This window comes from Capnocytophaga sp. oral taxon 326 str. F0382 (assembly GCF_000318295.1).
In the GTDB taxonomy this organism is placed as follows: domain Bacteria; phylum Bacteroidota; class Bacteroidia; order Flavobacteriales; family Flavobacteriaceae; genus Capnocytophaga; species Capnocytophaga periodontitidis.
This window is the reverse complement of the sequence record NZ_KB291415.1, coordinates 1-17,243: the sequence shown is the minus strand read 5'-3', so window position 1 is coordinate 17,243 and position 17,243 is coordinate 1. Positions and strand designations below refer to the sequence as shown.

The 17,243-nt window shown below is 43.2% G+C and carries 10 protein-coding genes; 8 read left to right on the top strand and 2 right to left on the bottom strand.

Going from position 1 to position 17,243, the window contains the following annotated elements:
- A partial coding sequence (locus HMPREF9073_RS08665) for a porin family protein (RefSeq protein WP_009413391.1) occupies positions 1–403 on the bottom strand: 403 nt, incomplete at its 3' end.
- Positions 396–1,469, bottom strand: a complete 1,074-nt coding sequence (locus tag HMPREF9073_RS08660) for a PCMD domain-containing protein (protein ID WP_009413390.1) — start codon at positions 1,467–1,469, stop codon at positions 396–398. The genes HMPREF9073_RS08665 and HMPREF9073_RS08660, both read right to left, overlap by 8 nt.
- A gap of 301 nt (positions 1,470–1,770) precedes the next feature.
- Between HMPREF9073_RS08660 and HMPREF9073_RS08655 the strand changes: the two genes are divergently transcribed.
- The 8 genes from HMPREF9073_RS08655 (at position 1,771) to HMPREF9073_RS08620 (ending at position 17,142) form a co-directional block, all read left to right on the top strand.
- Positions 1,771–4,914, top strand: a complete 3,144-nt coding sequence (locus HMPREF9073_RS08655) for a TonB-dependent receptor (RefSeq protein ID WP_009413388.1) — start codon at positions 1,771–1,773, stop codon at positions 4,912–4,914.
- A 21-nt stretch (positions 4,915–4,935) separates the two neighbouring features.
- A complete protein-coding gene (locus tag HMPREF9073_RS08650) occupies positions 4,936–6,609 on the top strand; it encodes a RagB/SusD family nutrient uptake outer membrane protein (protein WP_009413387.1) in 1,674 nt (557 codons plus the stop codon).
- On the top strand, positions 6,596–7,972 hold the full coding sequence (locus HMPREF9073_RS08645) for a DUF4960 domain-containing protein (protein WP_009413386.1): 1,377 nt from the start codon (positions 6,596–6,598) through the stop codon (positions 7,970–7,972). The genes HMPREF9073_RS08650 and HMPREF9073_RS08645 overlap by 14 nt, the downstream gene beginning before the upstream one ends.
- Positions 7,973–7,984: 12 nt before the next feature.
- Positions 7,985–9,442 carry a glycoside hydrolase family 32 protein gene (locus tag HMPREF9073_RS08640; RefSeq protein WP_198005894.1) on the top strand — a complete coding sequence of 486 codons (1,458 nt, stop codon included), beginning with the start codon at positions 7,985–7,987 and terminating at the stop codon, positions 9,440–9,442.
- A gap of 402 nt (positions 9,443–9,844) precedes the next feature.
- Positions 9,845–12,061 (top strand): GH32 C-terminal domain-containing protein, encoded by a 2,217-nt coding sequence (locus HMPREF9073_RS08635; RefSeq protein ID WP_009413383.1) that lies wholly within the window; start codon positions 9,845–9,847, stop codon positions 12,059–12,061.
- A 67-nt stretch (positions 12,062–12,128) separates the two neighbouring features.
- On the top strand, positions 12,129–13,295 hold the full coding sequence (locus HMPREF9073_RS08630) for an MFS transporter (RefSeq protein WP_009422052.1): 1,167 nt from the start codon (positions 12,129–12,131) through the stop codon (positions 13,293–13,295).
- 189 nt (positions 13,296–13,484) lie between these two features.
- The gene (locus HMPREF9073_RS08625; RefSeq protein WP_002673142.1) at positions 13,485–14,363 is read left to right on the top strand and encodes a carbohydrate kinase; all 879 of its coding nucleotides are present in this window, start codon (positions 13,485–13,487) and stop codon (positions 14,361–14,363) included.
- On the top strand, positions 14,338–17,142 hold the full coding sequence (locus HMPREF9073_RS08620) for an ABC transporter substrate binding protein (RefSeq protein ID WP_009413380.1): 2,805 nt from the start codon (positions 14,338–14,340) through the stop codon (positions 17,140–17,142). The genes HMPREF9073_RS08625 and HMPREF9073_RS08620 overlap by 26 nt, the downstream gene beginning before the upstream one ends.
- The last annotated feature ends 101 nt before the right edge of the window (positions 17,143–17,243 follow it).

Genomic DNA, 17,243 nt, shown 5'->3' with positions numbered 1-17,243 from the left:
TTTTGTAGGTAGTATGTACATCACCCGTCCAATAACCCGCTACGTGGTTACCTTGTTCTATAATTTCCATTCCGTAGTTCTTTACATTCGCATCGGTTTCCATACCCTTTTCTTCCAATCGTAAGCTAACTGAAATACCCCATTTAGGAGTAAGCCATTTGGTTACAGTTCCTTCGAATGAGCCATTAAACTTTGGGCTATATCCTTTTATCTTCCTTATTTCTTTAGGGAGTGGTATTGGGCTTGCACCTCCTATATTTACGCCAGCTTTTAGTTCGTATTCCCAACCTTTAGCTTCTGATTGTACAAGCGTTTCAGTACGTTCGTTTTGCGCGTATGAAAAACAGCTCAATAGCATCAAGCATACAATAACGATATTCTTTTTCATAACTTCATTATTCATAAGATAATTGCATTTCATCTACATAAAGAGTACTACCTACAGCAGCTGTAAAATCAGCGCCTTTTTCACTGGAACTAAGTACTATAGCGAGACTATACTTTCCTTCTTTTAGTTTTTTAGTATCGATAGAGCGACCTTTTATTGTTTTAAAAGGAATAGAGAACTGTACCCAATTATCGGTTTCTCTTTTGTCGGTTAGTTGTGCCATTAACACTATATTATTGTGTGTTTTGATGTTAGTACCATCTAAATGAGGTACTTGAGAAGTTACCTCGTAGAGCACTGCATAAATATCACATTTGTCTTTTTGGTTAGGTATTACATTGCCGTTTTTATCGGTAAGTTTTTCACCTGCTTTGTATTTGTAGTAGCCTGAAAGATTAGTAGGTTTTCTTTTGAAAGGAATCCCGAAATGGGTAGATTTTGCGGGGGTGAACAAATTTATTTCAAAACTTCCTGTGAAGAGATTACCAGCTGCGATAGGAGCACCAAAAGTTTTTCCTAAAACCCCTGTGCTTTGCGTTACGAGTTTCACGCATTTCCCTCTGTATCCACTCTCACTCTGACTTGTGGGGAACTCATCGGGTTTAGCACTACTGTTGGTAAATTTAAACCCTGCATTTCCGCTACTCCAAGCGATTTCCTGTCCGCTTACTGAGGTATCGTAAAAAGTGTAGTAGCCATCGGTAACACGAGCGTTTTCGAAGTGATAGTGAGCGATAATTTCGTTAGTAAGACAACTTACTTTATAAGTTTTCTGCCAATTACCGTCCTCAGAGGTTACCACATAAGTTTGAGGGGTAGAAAAATTGCGTACAGTACCGCTGGTAGGACTGATAGTTGCCCCTTGTGTAAGGGTGAAACGAGGGGCGAGGTTTTTTACTTTATCTAAATCGGTTACGTAGAGTTTTACCTCAGTGTTTTGGATTATGGGCTCACGAATGAGCAGATTGCCGTCGACCTCACAGGTTAGGATATCGGCTTCGGCATTTGGGGCTTCGCTTTTGATACAGCTTTGCAATGTGAATAGCAAGGCTGTAATGATAAAAAAGTTTTGAAGTTTCATATTTTATTGAGTGTTGAACTAAACAGATTGCAAAAGTATGAAAGAATTAACAAATTAGCAAATTAGCAAATTGTTTACGTTTGTTAAAACGAAACGAATGGAAAAATCGCTATCATTTTTTGTTCATTTTTGCATAAAAATAATCAATCACTTTATTTACAGCATTTTAAATTTTTACACTTATGCTTTAGTATCAAAAAATAGCCACAAATTTGATAGTGTTTGACCGGTTTTTGATAGTGGTTTGCTTTCTTTTGACCTACCTTTGCCACCGAAAATTAATCGAAAAAAACATACCAATATGATGAGTAGAAAAATAAACAAACGTATTTTACTATCGCTTTTGCTCTGTAACTTTTCGGGTGCTCTTTTCGCCCAAGAGGTAAAAGGAGTGGTAAAAGCAAAAGCCGATAACAGCCCTATGATGGGTGTAACGGTGATGGTGAAAAACAAAACAGTAGGAGCATCTACTGATTTTGACGGGAATTATACCCTTCATCCCGTCGCTGCCACCGATAGTTTGGTCTTTTCATATATTGGCTACAAAACCCAAACTGTAGCTGTGAAAGGACGAAAGAATATAAGTGTGACCTTAGAAGAAGAAGTAACTGCCTTAGAAGGTGTTACCATATCGGTAGGGTATCGCGCTGAACGCAAAACCGACCTTACAGGGGCAGTATCGGTAGTAAAGGTAAACGAAATGATGTCTACCTCCGAGAACAACCCTATGAAAGCCCTACAAGGTCGTGTAGCAGGGATGCAAGTAACCGATAACGGAGGTCCTGCAGGGAAAGCAACCATTCGCATTCGCGGTATCGGTACGCTCAACAACAACGACCCTCTTTATATTATTGACGGAGTACCTACCCAAGGCGGTATGCACGAGCTCAACTCTAACGATATTGAGAGCATACAAGTGTTGCGAGATGCTTCGGCTGCTAGTATCTACGGGTCGCGTGCTGCCAATGGGGTGATTGTTATTACCACTAAAAAAGGTAAGAAAGGTGTGCTAAAAGTGGATTTCGACCATTATCCTACCATATCGATGTTTCACTCACGTATGAAAATGCTCAATTCCAACGAGTACGCACAAGTGCTTTGGAAAGCGGCGGTGAATCGAGGCAACAACCCTAACCAAAACCCATTGGGCATTCACTATGATTACACTACCGATGCTAACGGGCACGCTACCCTCAACAATTTGTACTACCCACGCGAGTATTTTGATAAAACAGGTAGCCCTATGTTACCTTCTAATACCGATTGGTTCAAAGAAATCACCCGTATGGGAGTAACCGAATCGGACAACCTTTCAGTTACTAATGGTACTGAAAAAGGGAATTACTTCCTCTCTTTGGGCTATTACAACAACGACGGTATGGTAAAGAATACTGATTTCTCTCGTCTTTCAGCTCGTATCAATACTGATTACAAGCTCTTTGGCGATGTGGTAACCATAGGTGAAAATTTCACCGTAAACCGTACCAGTGAGGTAGAACAACCGCACCAAATCACCGAATCGGCAATGATAGCGGTACCTTTTATTCCAGTACGCACTACCGATGGCAAACACTGGGGCGGACCTGTAAACGGATTGCCCGACCGTCAGAACCCTGCACGCCTTGTAGCCGATAATAAGGATAATCGCTACAATTATTGGCGTATGTTCGGGAATGCCTTTGTGAATATCCAGCCTATCAAAGGATTGAATGTGCGTTCTAACTTTGGTATAGACTATGGCAACTTCTATAAACGCGTGCTGAACCGTTCGTATGTTTCAGGATTTATGGAAGAAGGCAAAGAAAAAACTTTCTCTCAACTCGAGCAAGCCCACTGGACAAAATGGAACTGGGCTAATACTGCTACTTACGATTTTGAACTCGGCAAGAGTCGTTTTGAAACCCTTGCAGGGATGGAGATGTACTCACAGAACGACCTTAATTTTGCTATCAAAGGGAATAACCTCGCGGTAGAAACACCTGAATATATGTGGCCTTCATTGGCAACTGGGGGCGTGAGTGGTAGTGGTTCAACTACGGGCTATAAGTTGCTTTCTTTCTTCGGAAAAATCAACTACGCTTTCGATAATAAATACCTTGCTTCAGTAACCCTCCGCCACGATGGTTCTTCACGTTTTGCCAAAGATAATCGCTGGGGTACTTTCCCTGCGTTCAACTTAGGATGGCGCATCTCTCAAGAGTCCTTTATGGAGAAAATCAACCATACTGTTTCCGACCTCAAATTGCGTTTCGGTTGGGGACAAAACGGTAACCAAGATATCAACAACTACGCTATCTACGACATCTTCGACCCTTACTATGGGGTAACAGGCGACTTTATATGGAACGGTATCTGGAAAACCTCTTACGACCTCGACGGTAAGGGCTCAGGACAATTGGCTTCAGGATTCCGTCGTACACGTCTTGGTAACAAAAACCTCAAATGGGAAACCACTACCCAAACTAACTTTGGTATCGATTTCGGTTTCTTCGATAATAGCTTGTATGGCTCAGCTGAATACTATATCAAGAAAACTAAAGACATCTTAGTAGAACCTCCTTATGCAGGTATCAAAGGAGAAGGCGCTTACCAATGGGTAAATGGTGCTGCTGTTGAGAATAAAGGTTTAGAAGTATCAGTGGGCTATCGCAATGAAACTAAAGGCGGACTCAAATACGATATCAACGCCAATGTCGCTACCAACAAGAATAAAATTACAGAGCTCCCTACTTCAGTAATCAACTCTTATGGTGGTAATGGTAAATGGGATAATGGTTTAGGTCGCCCTATAGGCTCTAACAACTTCTATGGCTATGTAGCCGATGGTATCTTCAAAACTCAAGAAGAAGTAGATCATCATCCTATACAAAACGGTAAAGGTATCGGTCGTATCCGCTACCGCGATTTGAACAACGATGGCAAAATCGATGAAGACGACCGCACTTGGATAGGCAATCCACAACCCGATTTTATCTATGGTCTTAACCTCAATTTGGAGTATAAAAACTTCGATTTCACTGCTTTCTTCCAAGGCGTACAGAACGTAGATGTGGTGTCTAACGTGAAACGCCACACCGATTTCTGGAGTGTACAAGATACTTATGGTAACAAAGGTCGCCGTTTGCTCGATGCTTTCGACCCCGTTACCAACCCTGATTCTGATATTCCAAGTGTATCAAGCGTAGACGACAACAACGAAGGACGTATGTCTACTTACTATGTAGAAAACGGTTCATACCTCAAACTTCGCAACGTACAATTGGGCTATACCTTGCCTAAAGAACTATCTGAAAGGATAAAACTCAGCAAGTTGCGCTTGTATGTAAGCGGTCAGAACCTATGGACACTCAAAAGCAAATCGTTCACTGGTAAAGACCCTGAAAATCCTAACTACGGCTATCCTATCCCAATCACCTTTACGATGGGACTTAATGCTAGTTTTTAGCCCACTAAAAATAACAGACAAATGAAAAAGATAATATATACCACCGCGATATGTGCAGCGCTTTTTACAACAAGCTGCAGTTTTTTAGACGATAATCCACAAGGGATTATGAGTGAAAAAGAGGCAATCTCTAAAGCCGATGGACTTGCAACCGCTGCCTATGCTGCTTTAGGTAACGACCACTACGATACACCTTTTAGCCTTTGGATATATGGCAACGTACGCGCCGACGATGCCTATAAAGGCGGTCAGGATGTGAGTGATATTCAAGTGTTTCACTTCTACGAGATAGCTCAAAATATCGACCCTACTTATGCGGAAGCTGATAAGTTCTGGTTTATGTGTTACCAAGCTGTTTCGCGTACCAATACCGCACTGAAAGCACTACAACAAGCATCGGATGCCGAAGTGCCTAACCGCCAATCACGCATAGGCGAAATGTACTTCTTGCGCGGGCACTTCTACTTTATTCTTAAAACCATTTTTGGGCATATACCTTTCGTAGACGAAAACACTCCTGATAGTGCCTACGAAACTACCCCTAACACCTTGCCAAACGATGAACAATGGCAAAAGATAGCTGCCGATTTTAAGAAAGCTTACGACCTATTGCCTGCCACTCAAGCACAAAAAGGTAGAGCAACCAAAGGGGCAGCAGCGGCTTACCTCGCTAAAACTTACTTGTACAAAGCCTATCGCCAAAGTGAAAACAACAGCGTAACTAGTATCAACAGCCAAGATTTACAAGAAGTGCTCACCTATACCAGCGCTGTGTTAGGCTCTACTTATGGTTTGGAAGACGACTTTGCCTTCAACTTCCTACCTGGGGGCTATGAAAATGGTAAAGAGTCGCTCTTTGCTGTGCAATACTCAGTAGACGATGGTACTCAATACGGAAGTCTCAACTGGGGTGATGTACTCTCTACACCACAAAAGTTAGGCTGCTGTGACTTCCACAAACCGAGTCAGAATTTGGTAAATGCCTTCAAAACAGTGAATGGATTGCCTGATTTTGATAACTTCAACAACAACGATTACAATGCGGCTAACGATAAAGCCGACCCTCGTTTGTTCCACACCGTTGCCTTACCTGGCTTGCCTTATAAGTACAATGCCGATTTGATTTACAAAAACGACTGGAATCGCAATAGCAATGTATATGGTTTCTATGCCTCCCTCAAAGAAAATGTAGACCCTTCTTGCTCTTGCTTCCGCAATATCAACCCTTTCCGCGGTAATTCTAAGAACCGTATCGTAATACGTTATGCCGATGTACTCCTAATGCGCGCCGAAGCCCTTATCGAGCTCAACCGTAGCAACGAAGCCTTGCCACTTATCAACCAAGTGCGCCAACGTGCCAAACAAAGTACTTCTATGATTCCTTATGCAACCAATGCTGATATCGCCTTATACCAAGATGGCGTAAATATCACTTGGAATCAAGAAAACGCACGCAAAGCACTCCGTTGGGAACGCCGTTTAGAGTTTGCTATGGAAGGCAGTCGCTTCTTCGACCTTGTGCGTTGGGGTATCGCCGACCAAGTGCTCAACGACTATTTTACTAAAGAGAAAACACGTCGCCCAGCAATATTTAGCAGTGCTTATTTCACTAAAAACAAGAATGAGTACATCCCTATTCCACAAAACCAAATAGGGTACGTAAAAGGTATTTACAAACAAAATGCAGGATTCTAATATGAAAACAACAGTACACAAACTCGCCCTCAGTATGGCAGCTTTGCTCGGCTTGTTTAGCTGCGACGAGAAACACGAAGGCGAACTTATCAACGATAAAGAGGCTAAAATCAATGCCTTCCAAGCCAATGGTATCGATGGAATTATCGACGAGGAGAAACAAACCATTACCGTTTACGCTCCTTGGTCGGCTACTCTTACCAATATGTCCACCTCCCTCAGCTTGCCCGAGGGAGCTACCTCAGTGCCTAAAGGTGCTACGGGAGTAGATTTGAGTAAAGGTGCTAAGTACCGCATCTTTAATGGTAACCTCTATTGGGATTATACCGTTACCGCTCAGTACCCTAAGATAGAGAACTTTGTTATCGGAAAGTACAAAGGAACTATCGACCACAGTACGGGTAAAATAAGTGTGAAATACCCCAAAGGAGAAGCAGTAACTGCGCTAACTCCTACTTTTAGCACTACCCCTAATGCTACCGTAAGCCCTGCTTCGGGAGTTGCCCAAAACTTCACTCAAAGCGTTACTTACACTATGAATTACCGCGGTGAGAGTTTTGCGTATAATGTAGAGATTATACCTACCAACTTTGCGCCTATTGCCTTTGTAGGTACAGCTAAGAGTGCTTCTGCTATCGCCAATGAAGATGAGAAAGCTGCTTACACTTGGCTTGCCGAAAACTACGACACTGCCAAATACATCTCATTTAGCGACATCAAGGACGGCAAAGTTAATCTTACCGACTACAAAGTGATTTGGTGGCATTGGGATAACAACAAAGAGTTGCCCGCTGAAGCCAAAGCAGATGCCGTTGTGAACAAAATGAAACAATTCTATGCTGCTGGAGGTTCGTTCTTATTCTCTTCTTGGGCTGTACAGTACGTAGTCGATTTAGGTATCGCCTTAGACGGCAAGGTGGTAAACAATATGTGGGGAGAAGGCAACAGTCCATTTGCAATTGGTGATGACTGGGGTATTTGCTATAAAGGCAACGAAAGCCACCCCCTTTTCAAAGGATTGACTAAGAAAACAGGTACTAACGATGTCGCCTTCTTACTCTCTAGAGGGGTAAAAGCCAAAGCACATAATGCCTTATGGAACTTTGAGTGGGGTGATTATGCCAATAATGTAGCAGGCTGGCAAACTGCCAGTGGTGCTAAGTTATTAGCAAGTTTTCACTGGAATGATGCTATGAACCGCGCAGCGATTTTTGAATATATCAAACGAGGCAATGCAGGTCGCACCATTTGTATAGGTATTGAAGGCTACGACTGGTATAACGAAGATAATTCACCCGCTAATACCTACAAAAGCAATATCGAATTGCTTACTGCCAACGCTTTAGAATATTTAGCAAATTAATAAATAAAGATGATGAAAAGAACACTTACATTAGCGCTTTGCGCTACCGCCCTAATAGCTTGTGAAAAAAAAGAATATTGTAGTAACGACCCTAATGCGGCTCCCGATGCCGCTACTTGTTATGCCGTACAAGATTACGGTCGTACTTATAAACATTTCTTCCAGCCCAAAAATGCGTGGGTAGGCGACCCTATGCCGTTCTACGATAACGGTAAGTTCCATATCTTTTACCTATACGACCAACGTCCAGCACCTGCAACCTTCCACCCTTGGTATAGTGCTACCACTACCGATTTGGTAAATTATACTGATAATGGTGAAGCAATCGCTTGTGGTGCTGATGGTTCGCACGAAGATGCCCTCGGTACAGGTTCAGTATTCAAAGATGGGAATACCTATTACGCTTTCTACACAGGGCATAACGGCGATTTAGACCCCAAAGAAATCATCTATTGGGCTACCTCTACCGACTTGAAAACGTGGACAAAGGATACACAACATTCCTTCCGTGCCCCCGACGGCTATGACCGCAATGAGTTTCGCGACCCTATTGTATTTAAAGAAGGAAATGCCTACAAGATGCTCCTCAGCACCCGTGCCGATATAGGAAGCGGTGTGTGGAAAGCTGTTGTAGCTCAATTCACCTCTACCGACCTTAAGAACTGGACGAAAGACCCGAATACTCCCTTCTTTTATACTGACCCTTCTGCCTTTATGGTAGAGTGTCCCGATGTGTTTACACAAGGAAACTACCAATATTTGATATTTTCCAACATTGAGGAAAGCGTGCGCCGTGTGCAATACAGATACCGCCGTGTAGGAAGCACCGATTGGATAACCCCTGCACAACAAGATTTAGACGACCGTGTGTTCTATGCCGGAAAAACCGCTACCGACGGCACTCACCGCTATATATGGGGGTGGAATCCGTCACGTATCAACTACGAAGATAACGCCGCCTACCACTGGGGAGGTTCATTGGCAGTGCACGAGCTCACTCAAAACGCCGATGGAACCCTTAACGTGAAAATGCCCACTGCTTTTGATAGCAAGCAAGCCATATCTGCCTCACTTGGCAATATAGCCTTAGACAACAATAACCGTGTGTTCGACCGCCTTGGCACTGGGTTTAACAAGATAGTTGCCAAAATAAAAGCCAATACCGCCACCGAGTTTGGGGTGATGTTTGGTGCTTGTGGTAACCTTTATGAAACCTACCGCGTAACGCTTAATCTCAACAAAGGAGAGTTGCAACTCAACCGCGTGATTAGAGACGGAGGCACTGCTACCATCAATAGCATAAAACTCCCCACGAACGCCAACAAGGAATACACTGTGAAAATAGTGCAAGAAGGCTCAGCAGCAGCAATCTATGTGAACGATGTAGTAGCCCTTTCTATCCGTTGCTACAAGATGAACCAAAACCCTTGGGGAATCTTTGCTAACGGAACAGCCAACTTCCAATTCTAAGAATTGAAGAATTCGCAACGTTTTCTAAAATTCGTTATTAATTTCTTAAGTATTGATTAAGTGGACACTATGTGGTTATTAAGTGGTGCTAAGCAATAGAAAACCCATTGAAAAAAACGCAATATTTTATCTAAAACATTGCGAAAAACGCAAAAAGAATTATTCTTTCATTACTTTATAAATTGTGGTATACATAAACTTTGTCAAAGTCCATAGACTTTGACAAAGTCTATACCCCATAAATTTGTAAAAACCAAATAAAATAACTACATTTGCCACACCAAAAAAATAGAATAAACAAACCCCCATCACCTTTGCAGCTTGCCCCTCTCCTTGGGAGTAGTCTCTGAATACTTGCAAGAGAGTATGTGATGAACGGGGTGAGGATTTAAATAAAAGTATATGAATAACAAACTAATAGCAGGATTAGGAGTCTTAACGCTCACTGCCTGCCAGCAAAACACCGATGACCTCATTATCGAGGACTTCGAATCAGGCACTTATGCCAATTGGGCGGTAGAAGGCGACGCCTTTGGCGCGACTCCCGCCACCGGTAGCTATACCGGTCAGCAGCCCGTAACAGGCTTTGAAGGCAAGCACCTTGCCAATAGCTTCAACAATGGCGACGACTCTCGTGGAGCACTAACCTCCAAAGAGTTCACCATCGAGCGCGATTACATCAACTTCCTCATAGGAGGAGGCACACACCCCGATACCTATATCGAGCTATTAGTCGACGGAAAAAGCGTGCTACAAACGCGTTCCCTCTACGAAACCGAAACCCTACAATGGCTCACTTGGGATGTCAAAGCCTATAAAAACAAGAAAGCTACTATCCGCATTGTCGATAACCAACGCGGCGGTTGGGGGCACATCCTTATAGACCAAATCGAACAAGGCAACAAACAAAAAAGCGTTTTTATGACTGATTACACCCGTACCTTTGAAGCCAAAGACAAGTACCTGCTCATCCCTATCGAAGACCAAGCAGTTGAAAACAAAGTTCAACTCTCGGTAGAAGGTGACCCCGTAGGCGAGCCAATGACCATCCGTATCGCCCAAAACAAAATCGACTACTGGGTGCCTATCGCTATCGAGGCGTACAAAGGCAAGAAAGTAACCCTTACTTTCGCAGTAGCCAAAACTACCGATATGGGCTTAGCCGAAATCAAACAGTCGGCTGAATATAACTTCAACTACAACGAAAAATACCGTCCGCTATACCACTTCACCCCCCAATACGGCTGGATGAATGACCCTAACGGAATGGTATACCTCGACGGAGTGTTCCACCTCTTCTATCAATACAACCCTTACGGAGCGCGCTGGGGCAATATGCACTGGGGTCATACTGTTTCCAAAGACTTGGTGAATTGGGAATACAAACCTTTAGTATTAGCCCCCGATAAGTTAGGAGCGATTTTCTCAGGCAGCGCAGTCATCGACCACGATAACACAGCTGGCTTTGGCAAAGGTGCTATGGTAGCTATTTTCACCTCAGCAGGCGAACTCCAAACACAGTCCATCGCTTACAGCCTCGATGGCGGAAAGACCTTCACCAAGTACGAAGGCAACCCCGTCCTCACCGATGCCAATATCATCGACTTTCGCGACCCGAAAGTATTCTGGCACGCACCCTCTAAACAATGGGTGATGAGCCTTGCCACTACCCAAACGATTACCTTCTATGGCTCTAAGAACCTCAAAGAATGGACACGCCTCAGTGATTTTGGCGAAGGCTTAGGCGGACACGGCGGTGTGTGGGAATGCCCCGATCTCTTCCCGCTTACTTATGAAGGAAAAACCAAATGGGTGCTCTTCGTGAGTATCAACCCAGGCGGACCTAACGGCGGAAGTGCTACTCAGTACTTTATCGGTAATTTCGATGGCAAAACCTTCACCCCCGATACTATGAACTATCCACTTTGGTTAGACTACGGACGTGATAATTATGCAGGCGTAACGTGGAGTAATGTTCCCGCTACCGATGGTCGCCGTCTCTTCATAGGCTGGATGAGCAACTGGGATTACGCCAATGAAATCCCTACTGAAAATTTCCGTAGCGCGATGACTGTTGCCCGTGTTTTGCGTTTGGTGCATAACGGCGAGCACTTAGTAGTCGCCAGTGAGCCCGTGAAAGAGTTGGAGAGTTTGCGTCGTGAAGCAGTGCTTTTAGGTGATAAAACACGTACCAACACCTCCGATGCTATAACGTTCGAAAACTTCTTGCCCAATAATCAAGGCGCTTATGAACTCACTTTCACGGTAACCCCTAACGAAACCGATAGCTTTAGCTTTGCTCTCGAGAACGCCAAAGGTGAAACTATCAAATACCTATTTGACGGCGCTAATAAAACTCTATCGGTAGACCGCAGTAAGAGCAGTGTAGCTTTCAATGCCAACTTCGCCGAAACGCCTATCAAAGCGCCAATGGTAGCTAAGAAAAGCTATACCGTACGCTTATTGGTAGACAAATCTTCTACCGAACTCTTTGTGAACAACGGTGAACTCGTACAAACCAATGCGGTATTCCCTACTGAAGTGTACAATACTCTCCGCTTCAACACTAGCAAAGGTACCCTCACCCTTAAAAATGTAACTGTCTATAAATTGAAATAATAATCCTCTCCCTCTGCCCCTCTCACAAGGAGAGGGGAGTGTGTGAGACTAATAATATATTCATAGTATGCAACAGAATAACAACTATCTAAAATATTTATTACCTGTACTCCTATCATTCTTCTGTATGGGCTTCGTAGACCTTGTAGGCGCCGCTTCTAACTTTGTAAAAGACGATTTTGGCTTGACCGAAACCACCGCCAAAGCGCTCCCCGCAATGGTATTCTTTTGGTTTCTGCTTTTCTCAGTGCCCACAGGCGTACTGATGAGCAAAATAGGTCGTCGCAAAACCGTACTCCTCAGCTTGGTGATTACCATCTTAGCAATGGTAGTGCCCTTTATCAGCTACAATTATACCACTATGCTGGTAGCTTTCTCCTTGCTTGGTATTGGTAACACTCTAATGCAAGTATCGTTAAACCCACTAATGTCAGTTATAGTAAAAGGCGACAAACTCGCGAGTTCACTCACTTTTGGTCAGTTTATCAAGGCAATAGCCTCGTTTTCTGCCCCCTTGCTGATGAGTTTTTGCTTTGATAAATTCAATGATTGGCGACTCTTCTTCCTGCTCTTTGTAGCTATTTCGGTAGTAACCCTCTTGTGGCTTGGAGCTACCCATATTGAAGAAGAGAAAAACGACAGCAAGAATGCCACCTTTGCCGAGTGTTTTGCACTGCTTGCTAACCCTTATGTACTCTTGTGTTTCATTGGTATTATGTGCCACGTAGGGATAGATGTAGGAGTCAATGCCTCAGCGCCTACAATCTTTATGGAACGTTTAGGGCTTACCACTACCCAAGCCTCTTTTGCCACCAGCTGGTATTTCTTGTTCCGTACCATAGGATGTCTGTCAGGAGCTTATATTCTCACCAAAGTATCACCTAAGAGTTTCTTTACCCTTAGTGTGCTTTGTATGGTAGCCTCAATGGCGATACTGTTCTTTTTCAGTGATAAGACAATGCTCTACACCGCTATTGCTTTGGTGGGTTTTGGCAATTCCAATGTATTCTCAATCATCTTCTCGCAAGCCCTCTTGCAGAACCCTACTAAGAAAAACGAAGTATCAGGCTTGATGATTATGGGACTCTTTGGCGGTACTATCTTCCCTTTTGCAATGGGCTTAGCCTCCGATGCGATGAGTGGCTCACAGATAGGAGCCCTTATTGTCCTCAGCATAGGAGTATTATATCTGTTGCTAATGAGCACCCGACTCAAAGCAAATGCTAACAATTAGTCGTTAGAGAGCCCTACAAAATGTATAAGTTGGATTAGTCAGAAAGATCTGACAACTGATAGTATTTATTATTAGTAGTAGGAAATCTCAAAAAGAATTTATAACTTTGTACGCTGAAAAGAATTAACAACAACACTCTCGCCTCCTTTCCCCAAGGGGAAGACAGAGGAGAGGATAACATACAATACAATGAAAAATACAGTAGTAGGATTGGGAGAAATCCTTTGGGATGTCTTCCCTGAAAGAAAAGTATTAGGTGGTGCACCCGCTAATTTCGCTTACCACGTGTCGCAATTTGGTTTCAACGGCTATGCAGTGAGTGCCATTGGAGGCGACCTCCTCGGTAAGGAAATACTAAAAAGTTTAGAAGAAAAAGAACTCAATTACATCATTGAGAAGACTGATTTCCCCACAGGTACTGTAAAAGTACAGTTAGACGGTCGCGGGGTGCCTACCTATGAGATTAGCGAAAATGTAGCCTGGGACAATATTCCATTTTCTTCGCGTATTGAGAACTTAGCAAAGAACACTAATACCGTGTGCTTTGGGTCGTTAGCACAGCGCAGTGAAATATCGCGCGCTACTATCCACAAGTTCTTAGATTTGATGCCTGCCGAGAGTTTAAAAGTATTCGATATCAACCTCCGCTTGAAATATTTCAGCAAAGAGGTAATTGCCGATTCGTTAGACAAGGCAACTGCATTAAAAATCAACGATGAGGAAATAGTGAAAGTAGCTGAAATGTTCAATTTGCAAGGAACTGATGAAGAGGTATGTAAGCGTCTATTGGAGAAATACAACCTCAAATTCCTCATCTTAACACAAGGTACACGAGGTAGTTATGTGTTTACGCCTAATGAGAAATCGTTCTTAGGGACGCCCAAGGTTACTATTGCCGATACGGTAGGGGCTGGCGACTCGTTCACAGCTGCTTTTGTAGCCTCTTACCTCAATGGTCGCAGTATTGCCCAATCGCATCAATTGGCGGTAGAAGTATCGGCTTACGTGTGTCAGCAACACGGTGCGATGCCTCGCCTCGCCGATGCTCATTTGGAGTTGTTTAGATAAAATGACTTTTAGGAAGTATCATATACTTTTTTTATATTTCGCTCTCTTTGCTTGCCTTGCTTGCCAAAGGGAGCGAAACCCCCGTTATGTGATAGGGGTGTCGCAGTGCAGTGAAGACCTTTGGCGACAAACGATGAACGAGGAGCTAAAACGTGAAGTAGCCCTTTACCAAGCCAATACTGAGCTACTGATTCGCAGTGTAAAAGACGATACTCCCAAGCAAATTGCCGATATAGAGTGGTTCATAGAACAAAAGGTAGATGTGCTCGTTGTTTCGCCTAACGAGTCGGAAGCGTGTACACCAGTTATTGAAAAGGCTTACCAGCAGGGTATTCCTGTGATTTTGGTAGATAGGAAAATTGCTACTGAGAGTTATACTGCCTATGTGGGAGCTAACAACTATCAAATAGGCAAAGAAGCGGGACACTATGCGATAGGTATTCTCAAAGGCAAAGGCAATATAGCCGAAGTGCGTGGTACCAAAGGCTCAACCTCCGATGCGGAACGCCATAAAGGCTTTGTAGATGCCCTTAAGAATGCTCCTGAGGTGCGAATAGTAGCCGAGACCTGGGGTAACTTCCTCAAAGCAGATGCCAAAGTGCAAATGCAACAACTTTTTCAGCAACACCCCAATATCGACCTTGTGTTTGCGATGAACGACCCAATGGCAGCGGGTACTCACGAAGCAGCGATGCAATTCAACGGTAAGATACCCTTTATCATAGGGGTAGATGCGCTACAACAAGAAGGAATTAGCAATATAGAGAACAACGTGCAAGACGCATCGTTCATCTATCCTACGGGAGGAGAAAAGGTTATTGACCTTGCAATGAAAATACTCCATAAACAACCTTTTGAGCGCCAGAATATCCTCAATACCACTGTGGTGGACAAGAGCAATGTGCGTATTTTACAGTTGCAAACAGAAAAAATTGCTCAGAAACAAGCTAAGATAGAGGATATCAATCAGCAGCTGAGTGAGAGCCTTATTCAGCATACTACTCAGCGTACACTCTTCTATATTTCTATTACTGCCATTGGGTTGATTACCATATTTTTGGCAATAGCTATCAGAGCATATCGCACCAAGAGTCGTGCAAATAATCTGTTAGAAAAACAAAATGAAGAAATCAAACGTCAGGCTACCGAATTGCAACAACAGAAAGAACGCTTAGAGGAAATTTCGGCGCAATTAGAAGAGGCGACCCAAGCCAAATTACTTTTCTTTACCAATATCTCTCACGAGTTCAAAACACCACTGTCGCTTATCTTAGGTCCTGTGCAGACGCTTTTGGCTCACAATTCACTTCCCAAAGAAGAACAAGACTTGTTATTCCTCATCAAAAAGAACAGCAACCGACTTTTGCATCTCATTTCCGAAGTAATTGAGTTCCGCAGTTATGAGAATGGCAAGATGCAAATGTACTTCACTAAGGGCAACCTGAAACGGTTTCTTACTGAACTCAATTCTTTTTTTAGTGACCGTATCAAACAAAAGAAACTCAACTTTCAGTTTCTTGCCGAAGATACTTCTTTTGAAATGGCTTTCGATAAGGAAAAAGTGGAGAAAATCTACTTCAACCTGCTTTCTAATGCACTGAAATTTACACCTCAAGGAGGAAGTATCACGGTGTCGTTAGAAAAAGAAGACCTCCCCCTAACTTCCTCCAAAGGAGGAGTAGCTGTGCTGCGTGTGTTCAACAGCGGTTCATATATCCCAAAAGACAAACAAAGTGAGGTATTTGAACACTTCTACAAAATAAATCCCGATAGCGAAGGTTCGGGTATAGGTTTGGCTTTGGTACAAGCCTTAGTAGCCTCACACAACGGTACCATCAGCGTAGAGAGTACAGAAGGGGAGGGCACAACCTTCGTCATTCGTCTGCCTTTCACTCAAGAACAAGTATCGGCAAAAGCGGTATACGACAGCAATTACATAGAAACCCACCTCGATTTATTGCCTTCATTACCAGCACCTGCCGAGAAACTCAAACTACCTACGGCTTCTCCAACGGCTTCGGAGAAACCTACGGTACTGATTGTGGAAGACAACGAGGATATGCGCCAGTTTATTCGATATATCCTCAGTGATGACTATAACCTTATCGAAGCTGAAAACGGTGAAGAAGGCTTTGAAGTAGCTAAAAAGCACCTCCCCGATGTAGTAATCAGCGATGTGATGATGCCCAAAACTGATGGCTTCGATTTATGTCAGTTGATAAAAACTAACGTGGCTACTAATCATATTCCTGTGATTTTGCTCACTGCTTATGCGTTAGACGAACAGAAGCAAGTGGGCTTCGAGAGTGGTGCCGATGCCTATATCTCCAAGCCTTTCAACGTAAAACTACTGAAAACACGGGTGCGCAAGCTCATAGAAAACCGTAAGAAGATACGTGAGAGTTTTAGTAATTTCCTCTTGAACGAAACTAAACAAGAGACTTTAGGTAAGGTAGAACAGCAGTTTATCACCGATTTTACGCATTACGTAGAGAACTCTATCGCCAATCCTGAAATGAATATAGACGAAATAGCCGACGCCTTAGGTTTGTCGCGCTCTAACCTATATCGCAAAATCAAATCCCTCACCGACTATTCGCCTAATGAGCTTATTCGCACCATACGAGTAAAATACGCTAAGCAGTTGCTCAACAGCAAAGCTAAGAGCATCTCGGAAGTCGCTTATGAAGTAGGATTTTCTTCTCCTTCCTACTTTGCGAAATGCTTTAAAGATTTTTACAACGAGAGTCCGACAGAGTACTTGGAACGGATTAGGTAATAACTTTTATATTAAATTTGTTTAATCCAAAAAAATGCTTTCTTTACAGAAGTTTTAACGCATTTATAAAAATATTTCCCATATTTTCTTGCACTTTTCAT

Excerpts from the sequence above, each read along its gene's own strand:
- HMPREF9073_RS08660 (WP_009413390.1), bottom strand. The coding sequence starts at position 1,469 with ATGAAACTTCAAAACTTTTTTATCATTACAGCCTTGCTATTCACATTG.
- HMPREF9073_RS08655 (WP_009413388.1), top strand. The coding sequence starts at position 1,771 with ATGATGAGTAGAAAAATAAACAAACGTATTTTACTATCGCTTTTGCTC.
- HMPREF9073_RS08650 (WP_009413387.1), top strand. The coding sequence starts at position 4,936 with ATGAAAAAGATAATATATACCACCGCGATATGTGCAGCGCTTTTTACA.
- HMPREF9073_RS08645 (WP_009413386.1), top strand. The coding sequence starts at position 6,596 with ATGCAGGATTCTAATATGAAAACAACAGTACACAAACTCGCCCTCAGT.
- HMPREF9073_RS08640 (WP_198005894.1), top strand. The coding sequence starts at position 7,985 with ATGAAAAGAACACTTACATTAGCGCTTTGCGCTACCGCCCTAATAGCT.
- HMPREF9073_RS08635 (WP_009413383.1), top strand. The coding sequence starts at position 9,845 with ATGAATAACAAACTAATAGCAGGATTAGGAGTCTTAACGCTCACTGCC.
- HMPREF9073_RS08630 (WP_009422052.1), top strand. The coding sequence starts at position 12,129 with ATGCAACAGAATAACAACTATCTAAAATATTTATTACCTGTACTCCTA.
- HMPREF9073_RS08625 (WP_002673142.1), top strand. The coding sequence starts at position 13,485 with ATGAAAAATACAGTAGTAGGATTGGGAGAAATCCTTTGGGATGTCTTC.
- HMPREF9073_RS08620 (WP_009413380.1), top strand. The coding sequence starts at position 14,338 with ATGCTCATTTGGAGTTGTTTAGATAAAATGACTTTTAGGAAGTATCAT.